The sequence below is a fragment of the Sabulicella glaciei genome (assembly GCF_026183895.1).
Lineage (GTDB): Bacteria > Pseudomonadota > Alphaproteobacteria > Acetobacterales > Acetobacteraceae > Roseococcus > Roseococcus glaciei.
The window spans coordinates 1090466-1106661 of record NZ_JAPFQI010000001.1 but is presented as its reverse complement, the minus strand read 5'-3'; the positions used below and the strand labels follow the sequence as shown (position 1 = coordinate 1106661).

General features: G+C 70.4%; 18 protein-coding genes and 1 pseudogene. 7 read left to right on the top strand and 12 right to left on the bottom strand.

The window, feature by feature from the left end:
- Positions 1-163: 163 nt before the first annotated feature.
- From OF850_RS05210 to hisI, 6 genes are all read right to left on the bottom strand, one after another.
- The gene (locus OF850_RS05210) at positions 164-451 is read right to left on the bottom strand and encodes a hypothetical protein (RefSeq protein WP_301588828.1); all 288 of its coding nucleotides are present in this window, start codon (positions 449-451) and stop codon (positions 164-166) included.
- Between the two features lie 266 nt (positions 452-717).
- The gene (gene lpxB, locus OF850_RS05205; RefSeq protein WP_301588827.1) at positions 718-1818 is read right to left on the bottom strand and encodes a lipid-A-disaccharide synthase; all 1101 of its coding nucleotides are present in this window, start codon (positions 1816-1818) and stop codon (positions 718-720) included.
- Positions 1815-2696: a carbon-nitrogen hydrolase family protein gene (locus OF850_RS05200; protein WP_301588826.1), complete on the bottom strand. Its 882-nt coding sequence runs from the start codon at positions 2694-2696 to the stop codon at positions 1815-1817. The genes lpxB and OF850_RS05200 overlap by 4 nt, the downstream gene beginning before the upstream one ends.
- Positions 2693-3280 (bottom strand): GNAT family N-acetyltransferase, encoded by a 588-nt coding sequence (locus tag OF850_RS05195; protein ID WP_301588825.1) that lies wholly within the window; start codon positions 3278-3280, stop codon positions 2693-2695. The genes OF850_RS05200 and OF850_RS05195 overlap by 4 nt, the downstream gene beginning before the upstream one ends.
- The gene (locus OF850_RS05190) at positions 3277-4227 is read right to left on the bottom strand and encodes a CobW family GTP-binding protein (RefSeq protein ID WP_301588824.1); all 951 of its coding nucleotides are present in this window, start codon (positions 4225-4227) and stop codon (positions 3277-3279) included. Before OF850_RS05190 ends, OF850_RS05195 begins: the two co-directional genes overlap by 4 nt.
- Positions 4224-4646 (bottom strand): phosphoribosyl-AMP cyclohydrolase, encoded by a 423-nt coding sequence (gene hisI / locus OF850_RS05185; protein ID WP_301588823.1) that lies wholly within the window; start codon positions 4644-4646, stop codon positions 4224-4226. The genes OF850_RS05190 and hisI overlap by 4 nt, the downstream gene beginning before the upstream one ends.
- A 23-nt stretch (positions 4647-4669) precedes the next feature.
- Here hisI and OF850_RS05180 point away from each other — a divergent pair, with 23 nt between their 5' ends.
- From OF850_RS05180 to OF850_RS05175, 3 genes and pseudogenes are all read left to right on the top strand, one after another.
- Positions 4670-5146: a Fur family transcriptional regulator gene (locus OF850_RS05180; protein ID WP_301588822.1), complete on the top strand. Its 477-nt coding sequence runs from the start codon at positions 4670-4672 to the stop codon at positions 5144-5146.
- A 70-nt stretch (positions 5147-5216) separates the two neighbouring features.
- Positions 5217-5813 (top strand): annotated as a pseudogene (locus OF850_RS23630) (UDP-N-acetyl glucosamine 2-epimerase); the annotation flags it as partial.
- Positions 5752-6345, top strand: coding sequence for a UDP-N-acetylglucosamine 2-epimerase (locus tag OF850_RS05175; RefSeq protein WP_368044672.1), 594 nt, complete (start codon positions 5752-5754; stop codon positions 6343-6345). The pseudogene OF850_RS23630 and the gene OF850_RS05175, both read left to right, overlap by 62 nt.
- Here the strand turns inward: OF850_RS05175 and OF850_RS05170 are convergent.
- From OF850_RS05170 to OF850_RS05145, 6 genes are all read right to left on the bottom strand, one after another.
- On the bottom strand, positions 6335-7093 hold the full coding sequence (locus OF850_RS05170; protein WP_456313710.1) for an NAD kinase: 759 nt from the start codon (positions 7091-7093) through the stop codon (positions 6335-6337). The genes OF850_RS05175 and OF850_RS05170 overlap by 11 nt on opposite strands.
- Before the next feature lie 2 nt (positions 7094-7095).
- On the bottom strand, positions 7096-7923 hold the full coding sequence (locus OF850_RS05165) for a carbon-nitrogen hydrolase family protein (RefSeq protein ID WP_301588820.1): 828 nt from the start codon (positions 7921-7923) through the stop codon (positions 7096-7098).
- A 52-nt stretch (positions 7924-7975) separates the two neighbouring features.
- A complete protein-coding gene (locus OF850_RS05160; protein WP_301588819.1) occupies positions 7976-8338 on the bottom strand; it encodes a hypothetical protein in 363 nt (120 codons plus the stop codon).
- Complete coding sequence (gene moaA / locus OF850_RS05155) at positions 8338-9324, bottom strand: GTP 3',8-cyclase MoaA (protein ID WP_301588818.1); 987 nt, start codon at positions 9322-9324, stop codon at positions 8338-8340. The genes OF850_RS05160 and moaA overlap by 1 nt, the downstream gene beginning before the upstream one ends.
- A 73-nt stretch (positions 9325-9397) precedes the next feature.
- Positions 9398-10360 (bottom strand): Bug family tripartite tricarboxylate transporter substrate binding protein, encoded by a 963-nt coding sequence (locus OF850_RS05150; protein WP_301588817.1) that lies wholly within the window; start codon positions 10358-10360, stop codon positions 9398-9400.
- A gap of 31 nt (positions 10361-10391) precedes the next feature.
- The gene (locus OF850_RS05145) at positions 10392-11027 is read right to left on the bottom strand and encodes a phosphorylase family protein (RefSeq protein ID WP_301588816.1); all 636 of its coding nucleotides are present in this window, start codon (positions 11025-11027) and stop codon (positions 10392-10394) included.
- Between the two features lie 308 nt (positions 11028-11335).
- On the opposite strand from OF850_RS05145, the gene OF850_RS05140 reads away from it, so the two are divergent.
- The 4 genes from OF850_RS05140 to OF850_RS05125 all read left to right on the top strand — a co-directional run bounded on the left by OF850_RS05140 (position 11336) and on the right by OF850_RS05125 (position 16155).
- Positions 11336-12505 (top strand): CaiB/BaiF CoA transferase family protein, encoded by a 1170-nt coding sequence (locus OF850_RS05140; protein WP_301588815.1) that lies wholly within the window; start codon positions 11336-11338, stop codon positions 12503-12505.
- Complete coding sequence (locus OF850_RS05135) at positions 12502-13392, top strand: hydroxymethylglutaryl-CoA lyase (protein WP_301588814.1); 891 nt, start codon at positions 12502-12504, stop codon at positions 13390-13392. Before OF850_RS05140 ends, OF850_RS05135 begins: the two co-directional genes overlap by 4 nt.
- Before the next feature lie 85 nt (positions 13393-13477).
- A complete protein-coding gene (locus tag OF850_RS05130; RefSeq protein ID WP_301588813.1) occupies positions 13478-13942 on the top strand; it encodes a (2Fe-2S)-binding protein in 465 nt (154 codons plus the stop codon).
- Between the two features lie 20 nt (positions 13943-13962).
- Positions 13963-16155 carry a xanthine dehydrogenase family protein molybdopterin-binding subunit gene (locus tag OF850_RS05125; protein WP_301588811.1) on the top strand — a complete coding sequence of 731 codons (2193 nt, stop codon included), beginning with the start codon at positions 13963-13965 and terminating at the stop codon, positions 16153-16155.
- Positions 16156-16196: the final 41 nt, after the last annotated feature.

Genomic DNA, 16196 nt, shown 5'->3' with positions numbered 1-16196 from the left:
TGTATCGCTCGACGGACCGCCGCTGTCGTGGTGGCGCAGCCGTGTTGAACCTGGCCCATAGCGCGTCCTTCCACTCCTGGGAGAAGACTGCACCATCAAAACCTGGGATCAAACATCTAGTTCACGTCGATCTCGTCCAACTGGCCGCGCAGCATGAAGGCCTTCAGGTCGCACATGGTGAACATAGTCTGGCCGCGCGAAACGTGGGAGGCGGCCTCGATCGTATCCGGCCCGCCGCCTCCGCTTTCCGGCGTTCTGGCGGCATCAGCACGACACCACTCACCTCGGCCTGAGCAAGGTCCTGCTCCAGGTCGCACAGCTTACCCCCGGCGTTCTGCAATTCCAGATCCGCGGTGGCCAGTTGCTTGGCGTCGCCCCGCGCCAGCGTGCAGGCGAGGTCTTGTCGCGCCGCTTTCAGCTTCAGGTCCTGGTTGCACGCCTGCTGGAGCATCTGGCTCTGCCTGATGCGGACGCGAAACTTGCCCGCCTCAAGATTCGACGCCGCACTCTGGCGCCGGGCGCGCGGCCTCGAAGCCTGTAAATCAGCTGCGCAGCTCCTGGACCTTGCGGCCGAGCCTCGCGAATGCGCGATTCCAGTTCGTTGCGGTCCATGTGGGGCAGGATCCGCGAGGTCGAGATCGATGCCATGCAAGACGGTTCGCTCGGTCGGGTCGATGCGGAAGCGTCTCATGAGGCCGCGAAGCTCGAACATGGCGCTCAAGAAAGCATGCGCAGCACCGCCTCCGCAGCCGCCGCGCTCGGGGCGCCACCACCAGGCGGTGCCAGCTTCTCCAGCGCGCGGTGGAAGCCCCGGCGCTGCCGTTCCGCCTCGGCTCCGTCGTCGATCAGCGGTTGGAGCGCCGCGCGCAGCAGGCGCGGCTCGCAGCGCTCCTGCAGGAATTCGGGCACGACCTCCTCCTCGGCCAGGAGGTTCACGAGGGAAGCGTGGCGCACGCGCATCAGGCGGCGGACGATGGCGGCGGTGACCGGGTTCACGCGATAGGCGACGACATGCGGCAGCCCTGCCACCGCCGCCTCCAGCGAGGAGGTGCCGGACTTGATCAGTCCGGCGCGGCAGGCGGCCATGGCATCGGCCTTCTCGGCCGGGGCGCGGACGTAGCGCGCGCCCCACGACGCGGTCTCGGCGCGCACCTCCTCCTCCACCGTGCCGGCCAGGGCCACGACCGGGGTAACCCCGGGCGGCAGGGCAGCGCCGAAGACCGGCAGGTGGCGGCGCAATTCGCCGCGCCGGCTGCCCGGCATGACGAGGAGGCCTGGCCCGTCCAGCGGGAAGCGCGCGGCATCGCCACCAGCCGCCTCGCTTTCCAAGATGGGGTGGCCGACGAACTCCACTGGGATGCCAGATTGCTCGAAGAAGGGTGCCTCGAAGGGCAACAGGGCGAGGATGCGGTCCACCACCCCCACCATCCTCCGCACCCGTCCGGGACGCCACGCCCAGACCTGCGGCGCGACATAGTGCACCACCGGAATGCCCAGCGCCTTGGCGCGCCGCGCGAGGCGCAGGGTGAAGCCCGGATTGTCCACCGTCACCAGCAGGGCGGGGCGGTCGCGGCGCAGCGCATCCTCCGCCTCGCCCATCCGGCGCGCGAGATTGCGAAGCTGCGGCAGCACCTCCACCAGCCCCATCAGCGCCAGCTCGCGGATGGGGAACAGGCTTTCGACGCCCTGTTCCGCCATGCGCTCCCCGCCGATCCCGGCGAAGCGAAGCCCCGGCGCCAGCGTCCGCAGCGCGGCGACGAGGCGCGCGGCGAGGATGTCGCCCGAAGCCTCGCCTGCCGCGATCCAGACGAGGCTCATGCGAACTCGGCCGGAGAGGGGCGGGGAACCGGGGCGCGCGGCCAGTCGCGGTGGTTCCGCACCGCGCCGTCCGCCCGCACCCGCTCCAGCGCCTCGGGGTCGAGATCGGCGAGGACGAGGCCCGGCTCGTCCATCGCTCCTTCCGCCAGGATGCCGTCTGAGGGGAAGCCGCGATCCACCGGGCCGAAGATGCCCGCCGCGCCATGGTTCTCGTCCAGCGCGGCCGAGGCGGCGAAGCCACCGACGGTGGGCGCCACGGCCACGAAGCACTGGTTCTCCATCGCGCGCGCCCGCGCGCCGATGCGGACGCGGCTGAAGCCGTGCGTGGTGTCGGTGCAGGAGGGGACGAGGACCAGCCACGCCCCCGCCTCGACCTGGGCGCGGACCAGCTTGGGGAATTCCGCATCGTAGCAGATGGCGATGCCGATCCGGCCCCAGGGCGTGTCGAAGACGCGGGGCGCCTCGCCCCCCTCGACCATCCAGCGCTCGGCCTCGAAGCGCGTCATCATCCGCTTGTCCTGGAAGGCCATGGTGCCGTCGGGGCGGATCAGCGGCGCGCGGTTCACGATCCTCCCGCCCATCTCCATCGGCAGGCTCCCGGGGCAGAGCCAGATCCCGGCCGCGCGTGCGGCTTCGCGCATAGCCTCCAGCACGGCGGGTGCGGCCCGCACCATGGCGCGCAGTTCCGTCGCCTCGTCGGCCGCGCGGTTGCCGGCCAGGGCAGCGCCGAGCTCCACGCAGGCATATTCGGGCATGACGGCCATCTCCGCCCCGGCGTCGCGGGCACGGCGGGCCCAGTGCTCCAGCTTGGCGGCATAGGCGGCGATGTCGGGCAGCGGCTCGACCGGCCAGGCGCAGGTGGCGAGGCGCAGCGTCACAGCGTCTTGATCCAGAAGGACAGGTGGTGCGGGACTTCCGCCGCGCCGCCGATCTCGCGCCAGTTGAATCGGCAGGCGATGTCCGGATGGTGGGTGTAGCCGCGCTTCCGCCAGAACCCGTCGAGCGGCACGTGACCGGGCGGGCGGCGCGGGTCCTCCGCATCGCGCTCCACGGCGCAGAAGGCGGCGAAGCGCAGCCCCGCCTCGCGCGCCACTTCCTCCCGCTTCGTGAAGAAGGCGACGCCGACGCCCTGGCCGCGATACTCGGGCAGAAGGACGCTTTCGCCGAAATAGGAGTGCTCTGCCGGGTCGCGCCCCGCTTCCTCGAAGGCCTGCCGGACGGGGGCATGGGCCTCGCGCATCGGCTGGCAGGTCGAGGCGCCGACTGCTTCCTCGCCATCCAGCCCGACGATCACCGCGGCGCCCTCGCCCTCCGCGTACTGGCGCAGGTAGTTGGTCTCGTAGCGGCCTTCCGCCTCGTAGAGGTAGGGCCACTCGCGGAACACCGCGCCGCGCAGATGGCCAAGGCGCGGCAGGTGGCGCAGCAGCGCCTCGCCGCGCAGCGTCTCGATGCGGAGGCTCACGCCGCCTCCAGGAAGGCGCGCAGCCCTGCTTCCGCCACCTCGGGGTCGAGGCCGCGCAGGATGAGAACGAGGCGCGAGGAGCGGTCATCCCCTTCCGGCCAGGCGGGCAGGCGGCGCGGCGCGTCGAAGAGGTGCCGCACCCCGTGCAACGCGACCGGGGCCTCCTCGCCCTCCAGGTTCAGCACCGCCTTGAGGCGCAGCATTCGCTCGCCCTGCGTCATGGCCATCATCTCCAGCCAGGAGGCGAGGCCCTCCCATCGCAGCGGCTGGCTGAAGCGAAGGCAAAGGGCGCGGATGTCGGAGCCGTGCCGGTTCGGGTCGTGATGATGGTGATGATGCGCCTCCTCCGCGGACCAGGGCAGGTTCCGCCCAGGGTCGCCGGGCGCGAAGATCGCCTCGGCCGGGGCGTCGTTGCGCAGGATGGGCGCGACCGGGTTCAGCGCACGCAGCCGGGATTCCAAGGCCGCCGTGTCGGGCGCCACGTCGGTCTTGGTCAGCACCAGCCGGTCCGCCACCGCAACCTGCCGCCGCGCTTCCTCCTGCGCCTCCAGCGTCGCCATGCCGTGCGCGGCGTCCACCAGCGTCACCACGGCGTCCAGCACGAAGTCGCGGCGCAGCAGCGGGTCGGACATCAAGGTCTGGAGGATCGGGCCGGGATCGGCGAGGCCCGTCGTCTCGATCACCACGCGGTCAAAGGGCCGGCCAGAGGCCGCGAGGTCGCGCAGGGCGCGCGACAGGTCGCCGCGGATGGTGCAGCACAGGCACCCGGCCTGGAGCAGCACCACATCCTCCTCCACGGCCTGCACGAAAAGTTGGTCCAGCCCGATCTCGCCGAACTCGTTCACCAGCACGGCGGTGCGGGGCAGGGCGGGCAGGAGGCGGTTCAGCAGCGTGGTCTTGCCCACGCCAAGGAAGCCGGTCAGCAGGGTGATGGGGCGCGGCGTCATGCGCCGTACAGGCTCTCGGGGCTGGCCTCGGGCGCCGCGATCTCGGTCAGCACGCCGTCGCGCGGGGCGAGGAAGAAGCAGGAGCGCCGACCGGTGTGGCAGGCCACGCCATGCTGGTCCACCAGCAGCAGCACCGTATCCCCGTCGCAATCGAGCCGGAGGTCGAGGACGTGCTGGACCTGCCCGGAGCTTTCCCCCTTGCGCCACAGCCGATTGCGCGAGCGGCTGAAGTAGCAGGCACGCGCGGTTTCCAGCGTCTCCTCCAACGCTGCGGCGTTCATCCAGGCCATCATCAGCACCTCGCCCGTGTCGTGCTGCTGCGCGATGGCGGGAACAATGCCCAGGCCGTTGAACCGCACCGAGCGGAGGATCGCGGAGCGGAGCACCGGGTCGGGAATGGGGAGGGAGGCGGGATTCATCGGGATGGAGTATAACCCGCCGCATGACCGCCGTAGAGACGCCGGAACTCGACGCCGCTCTGGCCGCTGCCGAAGCGCGCTGCGCCCGACAAGGCGCCACGCTGACCCCGCTGCGCCGCCAAGTCCTTCGCCTCGTGCTGGAGGCGGGGCAGCCCGTGGGCGCCTACACATTGCTGGAGCGCCTGAAGGAGAGGCGGGGCCCAGCCGCACCGCCCACCGTCTATCGCGCCCTGGACTTCCTGCTGGAGCAGGGTCTGATCCACCGGCTGGAACGGCTGAACGCCTTCCTGCCCTGCATCGGCCCCGAGGAGGAGCCCTGCGGCCATGGCTGCGGCCACGACCATCCGCACCAGTTCCTGATCTGCACGCGTTGCGGCGCCACAGCCGAGATCGCCGATCACGATGTCGCTCACGCACTGACTGCAGCGGCCGATCGCCTGGGTTTCCGCCCCAGCCGCGCGACGGTCGAGGTCGAGGGAATCTGCGCCCGCTGCGCCTGAGGCCCTGGTTGCATTCCACAAGAACTGCCATGGATAGAAGCAACCACCGGTTGAGAAGCGGTGTGAATTCATGGAGTTGTCCCGCTTGCACCTCGCCTGCGTCGTCGGCACCCGTCCGGAGGCGCTCAAGCTTTTCCCGGTGATCCGCGCGGCCCGTGCATCGGGCCATCGCTGCGACATCCTTTCGACGAGCCAGCATCGGGAAATGTTGGATCAGGCGCTGGAGGGGTTCGGGCTGCGGCCCAGTTTCAACCTTGCGCTGATGCGGCCGGGCCAGGGGCTGTCGGCGCTGGCAGCCGGGGTCCTGGCGGGGCTCGACGCCTGGCTCATGGCCGAGCGGCCGGACTGGTTGCTCGTGCAGGGCGACACGACCTCGGCGATGGCGGCTGCCCTGGCCGGGTTCCACGCCCGCATCCCGGTGGCGCATGTCGAGGCGGGGCTGCGTTCCCACGACCTGGACGCGCCCTTTCCGGAGGAGGCGAACCGCGCCGTGATCGGACGCCTGGCCCGGCTGCATCTCGCGCCGACGGAAGCGGCGCGGGAGAATCTGCTGCGCGAGGGCGTGCCGGGCGGCGCCATCCGGGTCACCGGCATTACCGGGGTGGATGCCCTGCTTGTCGTGGCGTCGGGGGCGCCCGATCCGTCTGTCGCACTGGACCCAGCGCGGCACCTCGTCCTGGTCACCGCGCATCGCCGGGAAAGCCAGGGGGCGGGGCTGGACCGCTTGGCGCGCACTGGCGCGTCTCGCCGCGGGGCCGGACGTGCAGATGGTTGTGCCGCTGCACCGCAACCCTTTGGCGGCGAAGCCCCTGGCCGAGGCTCTGGCGAACCATCCCGGCGTCACCCTGCTGCCGCCACAGGATTACCGCGCCTTCGTCGCCCTGCTGTCCCGCGCCGCGCTGGTCGTCACCGACAGCGGCGGCGTGCAGGAGGAAGCGGCGACGCTCGGCATCCCCGTGCTGGTGGCGCGGGAGGAAACCGACCGGCCGGAGGCGATGGAGGCGGGCACGACGCTCGTCGTCGGAACATGGGAGGCGGCGCTGCTCGCCGCGGCGCATCGCCTGCTGGACGCCCCGCCGAGGCCGCTGCGCCCCAGCCTCGCCTTCGGGGATGGGCGGGCCGCGCCGCGGATCCTGGCGGCGCTGGAGACGTTCCGGCAGGTCGAGGCACCGGTTCCGGCGCTGGCCTTCAGACCGTGAATTGCTCGGCGATGATGCGCTCGGACAGGGAGTGGTCCGGGTCGAAGAGCATGGTCATGGACAGGCTGCGATCCTCACGGATCTCTACCCGACGCACATCGCGTACCTCCGTATAGTCGGCCGTCGCGGAGACCGGACGCTTCTGCGCCTCCAGCACCTCGATCTCCACCCGCGCCGCCGAAGGCAGCAGCGCCCCGCGCCAGCGCCGCGGCCGGAAGGCGGAGATGGGGGTGAGGGGAAGCAGGTTCGCGTCCAGCGGCACGATCGGGCCATGCGCCGAAAGGTTGTAGGCGGTGGATCCCGCCGGGGTGGCGAGCAAGATTCCGTCGCAGGTGAGTTCGGGCAAGCGTTCCTTGCCATCCACCAGCACGCGCAGCTTGGCCGCCTGGCGCGTCTCGCGCAGCAGCGACACCTCGTTGATCGCGAGCGCCGCGTGGGTCTTGTCCGCCGTGTGGGCGCGCATCCTTAGGGGATGCAGCGTCGCGGCCAGCGCCGCCGCGAGGCGCTCCGGCAGATCCTCCTCCCGATAGCCGTTCATCAGGAAGCCGACCGAACCGCGATTCATCCCGTAGACGGGCATGTTCCGGCCCAGGAAGCGGTGCTGCACCTCCAGCATGAAGCCGTCGCCGCCCAAGGCCACCACGAATTCCGCCTGGGCGGGGTTGGCATCGCCATACAGTCCGGCGAGGCGCGCGCGCGCGGCCTGCGCCGCCTCGCCCTGCGCCGCCAGGAAGGCAATGGCGGTCAAGGTCAGGCCAGCTTCCGGTGCTCGAGCACGGGCATGTCGCGCCGCACCCGCTCGGTCACGGCCCGGTCCAGCCGCGCCGTCGCCCAACCCGTCCCGTCCGAGCAGCATGCGACCACTTGGCCCCAGGGGTCGGCGATCAAGGAATGACCATAGACCTGTCGCGTCGCCCCGCGTTCCTCGTAGCTGCCCCAGGAGGCGGCGGCGATGAACCAGCACTGCGTCTCGATGGCTCGGGCACGAAGCAGCACCTCCCAATGGTCCTTGCCCGTCATCAGCGTGAAGTTGGACGGCACGAAGATCGCCTCGGCCCCGGCACGGCGCAGGGCGAGATACATCTCGGGGAAGCGGATGTCGTAGCAGATGGAGCAGCCGAAGCGCGTCCCGTCCGCCTCGAAGGTCACGATCTCGGCGCCGCCCTCGTAGAGCGCGCTTTCGCGATAGCCGGTGCCGTCGGGCCCCGTGATGTCGAAGAGGTGGATCTTGCGGTAGCGCGCCACCTCCCGCCCCTCCGGGTCGAAGACGAGGGTGGTGTTGTGCAGCTTCTCCGCGCCCTGCTCCACGATGCTGCCACCATGGACGAAGATGCCGGCACCGCGCGCCATCTCGCGCATCGCCTCGTAGGCCGGGCCTCCGGTGCCGCCCGGCTCCGGCAAGGTCTCGGCGGCGGCCACGCGCGCGTCGCGCCCGCCGCCAAGGTTGGTCCAGGTCTCGGGCAAGGACACCATGCGCGGACGGTCGGCCTGCAGCACAGCTGCGACGAGGTGCCGCGCCTGGGCGAGATTGGCCGCCTTGTCGCTGCCCTGGTTCATCTGGATCACGGAAACGCGCATGGACCGATTGAGCCACAGCGCCGAAAGCCCGGCTAGAGCCGGACGATTCGCGTCAGCGCGGCTTCGGCCATGTGATGCGGGGCTCGGACCGGCCGCGCGGCGGCAGGGTGGGATGGCCACGCGGCCCGACCGGATCCTCGGAACGCATCGGCGCCGCGTCCAGCATTGTTTCCTCCGGAGCCGACCATTCGCGTGATGGGCGCCCCTCGGACATCCGCACTGCGAGGCCGCGGATCTCGGCGCGCAGCTCGTCCAGCTGCGCCTCGATGGCATCGAGGCGCCCCTTCACCCCGAAGACCGAGAAGGGCATGACCAGGAGGCAGAGCCCAAGCCCCAGCAGGATCACCAGCAAGATGAGGCCGGTCCATTCCGGCATGCCCGGCAGGGTCAGCCGTTCGGAAAGCTGCTGCAGCATCAGCCGCCCGTCACGCTCATGTGGCGCGACAGGGCCGGATCGCGCGCCCGCTCGATCACGAAGTCGTGTCCCTTGGGCTTGCGGGCGATGGCGTTGCGAATGGCCTGCTTCAGCCCGTCCTCTCCCAGTTCCGGGTCCCGCAGCGGGGCGCGGAGGTCCGCCGCGTCCTCCTGGCCCAGGCACATGTAGAGCGTGCCGGTGCAGGTGAGGCGCACACGATTGCAGCTTTCGCAGAAATTATGGGTCAGCGGCGTGATGAGACCGAGCCGCGTGCCGGTTTCCGCCACGTCGTAGTAGCGGGCTGGCCCGCCCGTCGTGAAGGAGGTCGGGTTCAGCGTCCAGCGTTGCGCCAGCTGCCGCTTCACGGTGGAAAGCGGCAGGAACTGGTCGGCGCGGTCGCCTTCCACCTCGCCGAGCGGCATGGTCTCGATCAGGCAAAGGTCGAAGCCATGCTCGCCGCACCAGGAGAGCATGCGGTCGAACTCGTCCTCGTTCACGCCCTTCAGCGCGACGGCGTTGATCTTGACGTGCAGCCCGGCTGCCTTCGCGGCGTAGATCCCCTCCAGCACCTTGGCGATGTCGCCCCAGCGCGTCGCTTCCTTGAAGCGGGCCGCATCGAGCGTGTCGAGCGAGACGTTGACGCGCCGCACCCCGGCGCGGAACAGCCCCTCGGCATGCTTCGCCAACTGGGTGCCGTTGGTGGTGAGCGTCAGCTCATCCAGCCCGTGGCCGATCCGCGCGCCCAGGCTCTCGATCAGCGACATGACGTTGCGGCGCACCAACGGCTCGCCGCCCGTCAGGCGCAGCTTGCGGACTCCCATCGAGACGAAAGCACCGCAGAGCCGGTCCAGCTCTTCCAGGGACAGGACCTCGCTCTTGGGGAGGAAGGTCATGTCCTCCGCCATGCAATAGACACAGCGAAGGTCGCACCGGTCGGTGACCGAGACGCGGAGATAGGTGACGCTGCGGCCGAAGGGATCAATCATGAAGGGCGCTCCGGCTTCCCATGTGGGGCCGGAGCGGGGCTTCCCGCAAGGGTCATGAGCGCCCCGGGGCGTCTCACTCCGGCTCGATCCCGGCGGCGCGGATGGCATTGGTCCACTTCGCCGTCTCGGCGCGGGTGAATTCGCGCGCTTCTTCGGGGCTGGAGGCGCGGACCTGCATGCCGAAGCCGCTGCCCAGGCGCTCCCGCAGCGTGGCGTCGGCGGCGGCGTGGCGCACGGCGGCGTTCAGCCGCTCGACGGCACGAGCGGGGGTGCCCGCCGGCACGCAAAGCACGAACCAGGCGAAGATTTCGTAATCCGGCAGCCCCTGCTCCGCGACCGGCGCCACGTCGGGCAGCTGGGCGGAGCGCTGGCGCGTGGTCACGGCGAGCGAGCGCAGCTGCCCGCCCTGGACGCCCGGCAGGATCACCGCCTGGTCCGCTACGAACACGTCCACCCGGCCCGAGATCAGGTCCTGCACCGCGTTGGGCGATGAGCGGTAGGGTACGTGCAGCATCTTCACCCCGGCCATGGAGGCCAGCATCTCCGCCGCCACGCGCTGCGAGGAGGAGGCCGAAGCGAAGGTGACCGCCTCCGGCCGTGCCCGCGCCGCGTCCAGGAGCTGGCGCAGGTTGCGATAGGGGGAGCTGGCGGAGACGGCTACCAGCAGCGGCACGGAGCAAAGGGTGGAGACGGTGATGAAGTCCCGCTCCATGTCGAAGGGCACGCGGCGGAACAGCGCATTCGCGGCGGCATTGGTCGAGTTGGTTCCGAACAGCACGGTCTGGCCGTCCGGCGCGGCGCGTGCCACGGCCTCGGCGCCGATGAGGCCGTTGGCGCCGGCGCGGTTCTCGATGACGACGGGCTGGCCCAGCACCTCGCGCATCCGTTCGCCGAACAGCCTCGCCACCGTGTCCGTCGCGCTGCCCGCCGCAAAGGGGACGATGCCGCGCACCGGACCGGCCGGCCATTCCTGGGCGAGGGCAGGGGCGGAAAAGGCAGCGACTGGAAGGGCGGAAAGGATCTGGCGACGATTCATTGCGTGTAACCCTTGGCGTAGTGGCGTTTGGTTACGCGGTGAGAGCCCTCGCCGCAAGGCGCAGCCGCTTCATGGCCGTTCCGCTGTGCCGTGCGACGCGAAGAAGGCCAGGCAGATCGCCGGGGCGACGCAGCAGCGAAAGCAGGACGCGTCCGGGCGCGACATCGCCTTCCGGCGTCATTCCGGCCAGGGCTGACGGAGGCACCCCTGCGTCCGCTGGGTCGCCCACTGCGCGCAGCGCTGCGAAAGGAATGCCACGCCGCAGGGCATGGCGCAGGGCGATGGCGGATTCCATGTCCACCGCGGCCGCGCCCGTTTGCGCGCGCAGCGCCGCCTTGGCTGCGGGTGTGACGACCGCTTCGGCACCGCCTACCAGCAGGGCAGGGACGGCGCCCGTGGCGGCCGCGAGGCGCAGCGACCAGCCTGCATCGGCCGATCCCTCGCCCCAAAGGCCCGCGGCGATCAGAAGGGTGCCGGGAGGCAGCGCCGGATCCAACCCGCCGGCTAGCCCGAACGAAAGGATCGCCGTCGGAGTTTCCCGATCAAGCGCCGCGTCCAGGCGCGCCCTGTCACCACCGGCATGGACAGCCCGCACGCGAGGGAGCAGCGCCGCCTCCGCGCGCAGCCCGCAGACCAGGAGGCAGCCCGAGGGCAGGAGAGGTGGCATCGATGCCGAATAAGGGCGTGGCTGCGACGATGGAAGGCGCGGTCCCAATGCCCAGACGAAAAAAAGGAGGGGTGGGCACGGGGGGGCGCCCACCCCCCTTAAGTTAGGTGTCACCCGGAGCCAAGACGGCTCTCGGGAGCACATCCGGGAGAGACAAGGGAGAGTCGGGGGGGACTGCTCCCGTGCATCCCATCAATGCGGAGCCACAGGAGATGGTTGCGGAAAGGCTGTGGAAAAATCATGCAATGGTTTGCCGTCTCCTCCCTTCAGGCTATCAAGGAAGGTTCATGCGTCGGGAGAGCCGTTCCTTGCTGCCTCTGGAAGGTTTAAAGGTCGTCGAACTGGGCCACTACATCGCCGCGCCCTTCTGCACCCGGCTGCTCGCCGATCTGGGCGCCGAGGTCATCAAGGTGGAGCCACCGGGCGGAGACCCCTTTCGCGGCTGGGGCGCACAGAAGGACGGGCATTCGGTCTGGTTCTCCGTCCATGGGCGCAACAAGCTCTCCGTCACGCTCGACCTGAAGAGCGAGGAAGGAAAGCGGCGTGTGACGGCGCTTTGCGCGCGCGCCGACGCGGTGGTGGAGAATTTCCGCCCCGGCTACCTGGAGCGGATCGGCCTTGGCCCCGCCACGCTGCAGGCCGAGAATCCTGGCCTCGTCGTCGCGCGCATCTCCGGCTACGGGCAGGACGGGCCCTATCGCGACAAGCCGGCCTTCGGCGCGATCGGCGAGGCGATGGGCGGCCTGCGCCACCTGACAGCCAATCCAGGGCAGCATGAGTACCCGCCACCGCGCTGCGGCGTCTCGATCAGCGACGACCTTGCCGGCATGTATGCGGCGCTTGCGGTGGTGTCCGCCTGCTGGGGGCGGGACCGCGGTGGCGGGAAGGGGCGCGTGCTCGACCTGGACCTCGTCTCCTCCGTGTTCTCGCTGATGGAGGGGATGCTCACGGAGCACGGGCTGTTCGGCTGGGTGCGGCAGCCCCAAGGCGCCGCCATCGCCACGGCCGCGCCCACCAACACGTATCCTTGCGCCGACGGGAGATGGCTCTGCATCGCGGGCAATAGCGACCTCATCTACGCCCGCCTGATGACGATGATCGGACGCTCCGACCTGCGCGACGACCCGCGCATGGCAACGAATGGCGGGCGCTGCGCCCACGCCCCCGAATTGGACGAAGCCATCGCCGCCTGGACCCGCACCCTGCCCGCCGCCGAGGCGCAGGACCTGCTGGAAGGTGCGGAAGTTCCCTGCTCCCGCCTGTACGACATCAAGGATTGCGCCGAGGATCCGCACTTCCAGGCGCGCCACCTCGTCGCCCGCGTGCAGGACCCGCTGCTCGGCGAGGTGCTTCATCCCGCACCCCCCTTCCGCATGGACGGCGTGGGGCCGGAGGAGATGATCCGCTGGACCGGCCGCGAGGCCGGCGCGGACAATGACCGCGTGTTCCACGAGATCCTGGGGGAGCCCCGCGCATGATCCAGCTTTCCGAGGTTTCCCCCCGCGACGGGCTGCAGCCCATCAGGGAATGGGTTCCGACCGACACCAAGATCGCCCTGGTCCGCGCCCTGCACGCGGCGGGAATCCGGCGCATGGAGGTCGGCTCCTTCGTTTCGCCCAAGGCCATCCCGCAAATGGCCGATACCGGGGAGGTGCTGGCCGCGGCACGCGAATTGCCGGGCCTCGAATGCACCGTGCTGGTGCCGAACCGGCGCGGCTTCGATGCGGCGATGCAGGCGGGGGCGCATCGCCTCGGCTTCTTCATGAGCGTGACGGAGAGCCACAACCGCGCCAACCTCAACCGTTCCCGCATGGATAGCTTCGCCGAGCTTTCCGCCCTGCTGCGTGAGGTGCCGAAAGGCGTGAAGGTGCGGTTCAACCTGTCCTGCGCCTTCCATTGCCCCTTCGAGGGCGTGGTGCCGGAGATGGACGCGCTCGACTGGGTGGAGCGGGTGCAATCGCTGTCGCCCGACATCGAGGTCAGCATCTGCGACACCACGGGCAATGCCGCGCCGGACCAGGTACGGCGCGTCTTCACCCACGCCATCAACTCCTGGGGCAACCGCTTCGCCTTCCACGGCCACGACACCTACGGGATGGGCGTCCTCAACAACCTCGCCGCCTATGAGGCGGGGTGCCGGGTCTTCGACGCCGGCTCCGGCGGCATCGGCGGCTGCCCCTACGCGCCCGGCGCCACCGGCAACACGGCGATGGAAGACTTGGCCTGGGTGTTCCGCCGCATGGGGCTGGAGACCGGGCTGGACTGGTCGAAGCTGCTGGAGGCGGCGGATCTCGCGGCCTCCGTGCCCGGCGCGCTTCCGGGCGGGCGGGTGCGCGGGGTGCCGGCGGCACGAGAAGCCGTCTGACAATCCGGTTGCGGGGAAACCCGCGCTGGGCTTTGCTTCCCTCCAAAGCGCCGGCACCGCACCGGCGCCTCCGGAGGAAGCCCTCATGAGTCAGAGTCTCGCCCTGACGGTCAATGGCCGCGCAGTCACCGTTGCCGTGGACGATCCGCAGATGCCGCTGCTCTACGCGCTGCGGAACGAGGTGGGCCTGACCGGCCCGCATTACGGCTGCGGCCTTGCCCAATGCGGCGCCTGCACCGTGCATGTGGACGGCGCAGCCGTCCGCTCCTGCGTGCTCCCGGTGGCCGAGGCCGCCGGCAAGCGCGTGGTGACGCTGGAAGGCCTCGGCACGCCGGAGAACCCGCACAAGCTGCAATCCGCCTTCATCGAGGAGCAGGCGGTGCAGTGCGGCTACTGCACCAACGGCATGATCATGGAGAGTGCCGCCCTGCTGGAGCGCAACCCGCGTCCCAGCGCCGATCAGGTGAAGGAGACGCTGGCCAACAACATCTGCCGCTGCGGCACGCATCCGCGCGTCGTTGCCGCCGTGCTGCGCGCCGCGCAGGGCTGAGGGAGGAAGCGATGGACCGCATGACCACTGACCGCCGCTCCCTGCTCAAGGCCGGCGGCGCGCTTCTCGTGGCCTTCGCCGCCGGCGGGGCGCCGCGCGGCGCCCTGGCCTGGGCGGAGAAGCCTGTCGCCACCGACCGGGTGGAGTCCTTCCTCGCGCTCGAATCCGATGGGCGCGTCACCGCCTATGTCGGCAAGGTGGACCTCGGCACCGGGATCCGCACGGGATTCATGCAGATCGTGGCGGAGGAACTGGACGTCCCGCTCGGCCGCATCCGCGTCGTCGAGGGCGACACGGCGCTGACGCCGGACCAGGGGGCGACCTATGGCTCGCTCTCCATCCAGAATGCGGGGGTGCAGCTGCGCGCCGCCGCGGCCACGCTGCGGCGCGAGGTGCTTCGCCGCGCCGGCGAGCGCTTCGGCGCCGAGCCCGCGTCGCTGCGGATCGAGGAAGGCATGGTCGTCGCCCCGGGCGGGCGTGCGAGCCTCGCGGAACTCGTGCGCGCCGGCCGCGTCGAACTGGCGGTGGACGCGAACGCGCCGATCAAGGCGCCGGAGGAGCGGCGCGTCGTCGGCCGCGCCGCGCCGCGCGTGGACATTCCCGACAAGGTGTTCGGCCGCTTCGAGTATGTGCACGACTTCAAGCTGCCCGGCATGCTGCACGGCCGCCCGGTCCGCCCGCCCGCCATGGGCGCGGTGGCCGAGGCGGTGGACGAGGCGAGCATCCGCCACATCCCGGGCGTGGTGCGCGTCGTCCACCAGGGCGCCTTCGTGGGAGTCGTAGCGGAAACCGAGTGGTCGGCCATCAAGGCGGCGCGGGAGCTGCGCGTGCGCTGGTCGGACTGGAGCGGCCTGCCCGACCAGTCCCGCCTGTGGGAGCACGTGAAGGCCACACCCGTCGCGCAGGTGCAGGTGACGAGCGAGCGGGGCGACGCCCCCGGCGCGGTGCGCGGCGCGGCCCGGCAGCTTTCCGCGTCCTATGATTTCGGCATCAACTCCCACGCCTCCATGGGGCCGTCCTGCGCGGTGGCCGAGTGGAAGGATGGGCGCCTCACCACCTGGTCCGCCTCCCAGGCGACGCACAACCTCCGCAAGCAGCTGTCGATGATGCTGGCCGAGCCGGTGGAGAAGGTGCGCTGCATCTACATGGAGGGCGCGGGCTGCTACGGCCGCAACGGGCACGAGGACGCGGCGGCCGATGCGGCGCTGCTCGCCAAGGCGGTCGGCCGCCCGGTGCGCGTGCAGTGGATGCGCCATGACGAGCATGGCTGGGACCCCAAGGGGCCGCCCCACCTCGTCGAGCTTCGCGGCGGGTTGGACGCCCAGGGCAACATCGTGGGGTGGGAGGCCGAGGCCTGGATCCCCAAGGGCGCCGGCGGCAACGTGGACCTGGTGGCGGCCGAACTGGGCGGGCTGCCGCGCGAGAACCAGATCCATCCGGGCAACATCATCCACAACCTGGCCCAGCCCTATGGCTTCCCGGCGGTGAAGACCACCTGCCACCGGCTGGACACCACGCCCTTCCGCCCCTCCTGGATCCGCACGCCCGGACGGATGCAGAACACCTATGCCAGCGAATCCTTCCTGGACGAGATGGCCGCCGCCGCCGGCAAAGACCCGCTGGAACTGCGCCTTTCGCTGCTCCCGCGCGAGGAAACGCGCGCGAGAGAAGTGCTTGAGCGCGTGGGGCGCATCGCAAACTGGCAGACCCGCCCCTCGCCGCAGAACGACCGCTCGGGCGAGGTGCTGCGCGGGCGTGGCGTCACCTTCTGCAAGTATGAGCTGGTCCGCACCTATGTCGCCGCGGTGGCTGAGGTGGAAGTGAACCGCAACACCGGCGCCATCAAGGTCACGCGCTTCCTGTGCAGCCATGATTGCGGACAGATCATCAACCCGGACGGCGTTCGCTCCCAGGTCGAAGGCAACGTGATCCACACCCTGTCGCGTACCTTCAAGGAGGAGATGACCTTCGACCGCAAGGCCGTCACCTCGCTCGACTGGGCGAGCTATCAGGTCATCACCTTCCCCGAGATTCCGGAGATCGTGGTGGATCTGGTGGACCGCCCGACGGAACGCCCCTGGGGCGCGGGCGAACCCTCCGCGGCGGTGGTGCCGAGTGCCGTGGGCAACGCGATCTTCGACGCGACCGGCGTGCGGATGCGGAGCATTCCCTTCACCGCCGCGAAGTTCCGCGCCGCCGCGCAGGGCGTTTGACGAACGAGCCAGCATGCGTCGGGTTCGATTTTTGGTTCTTT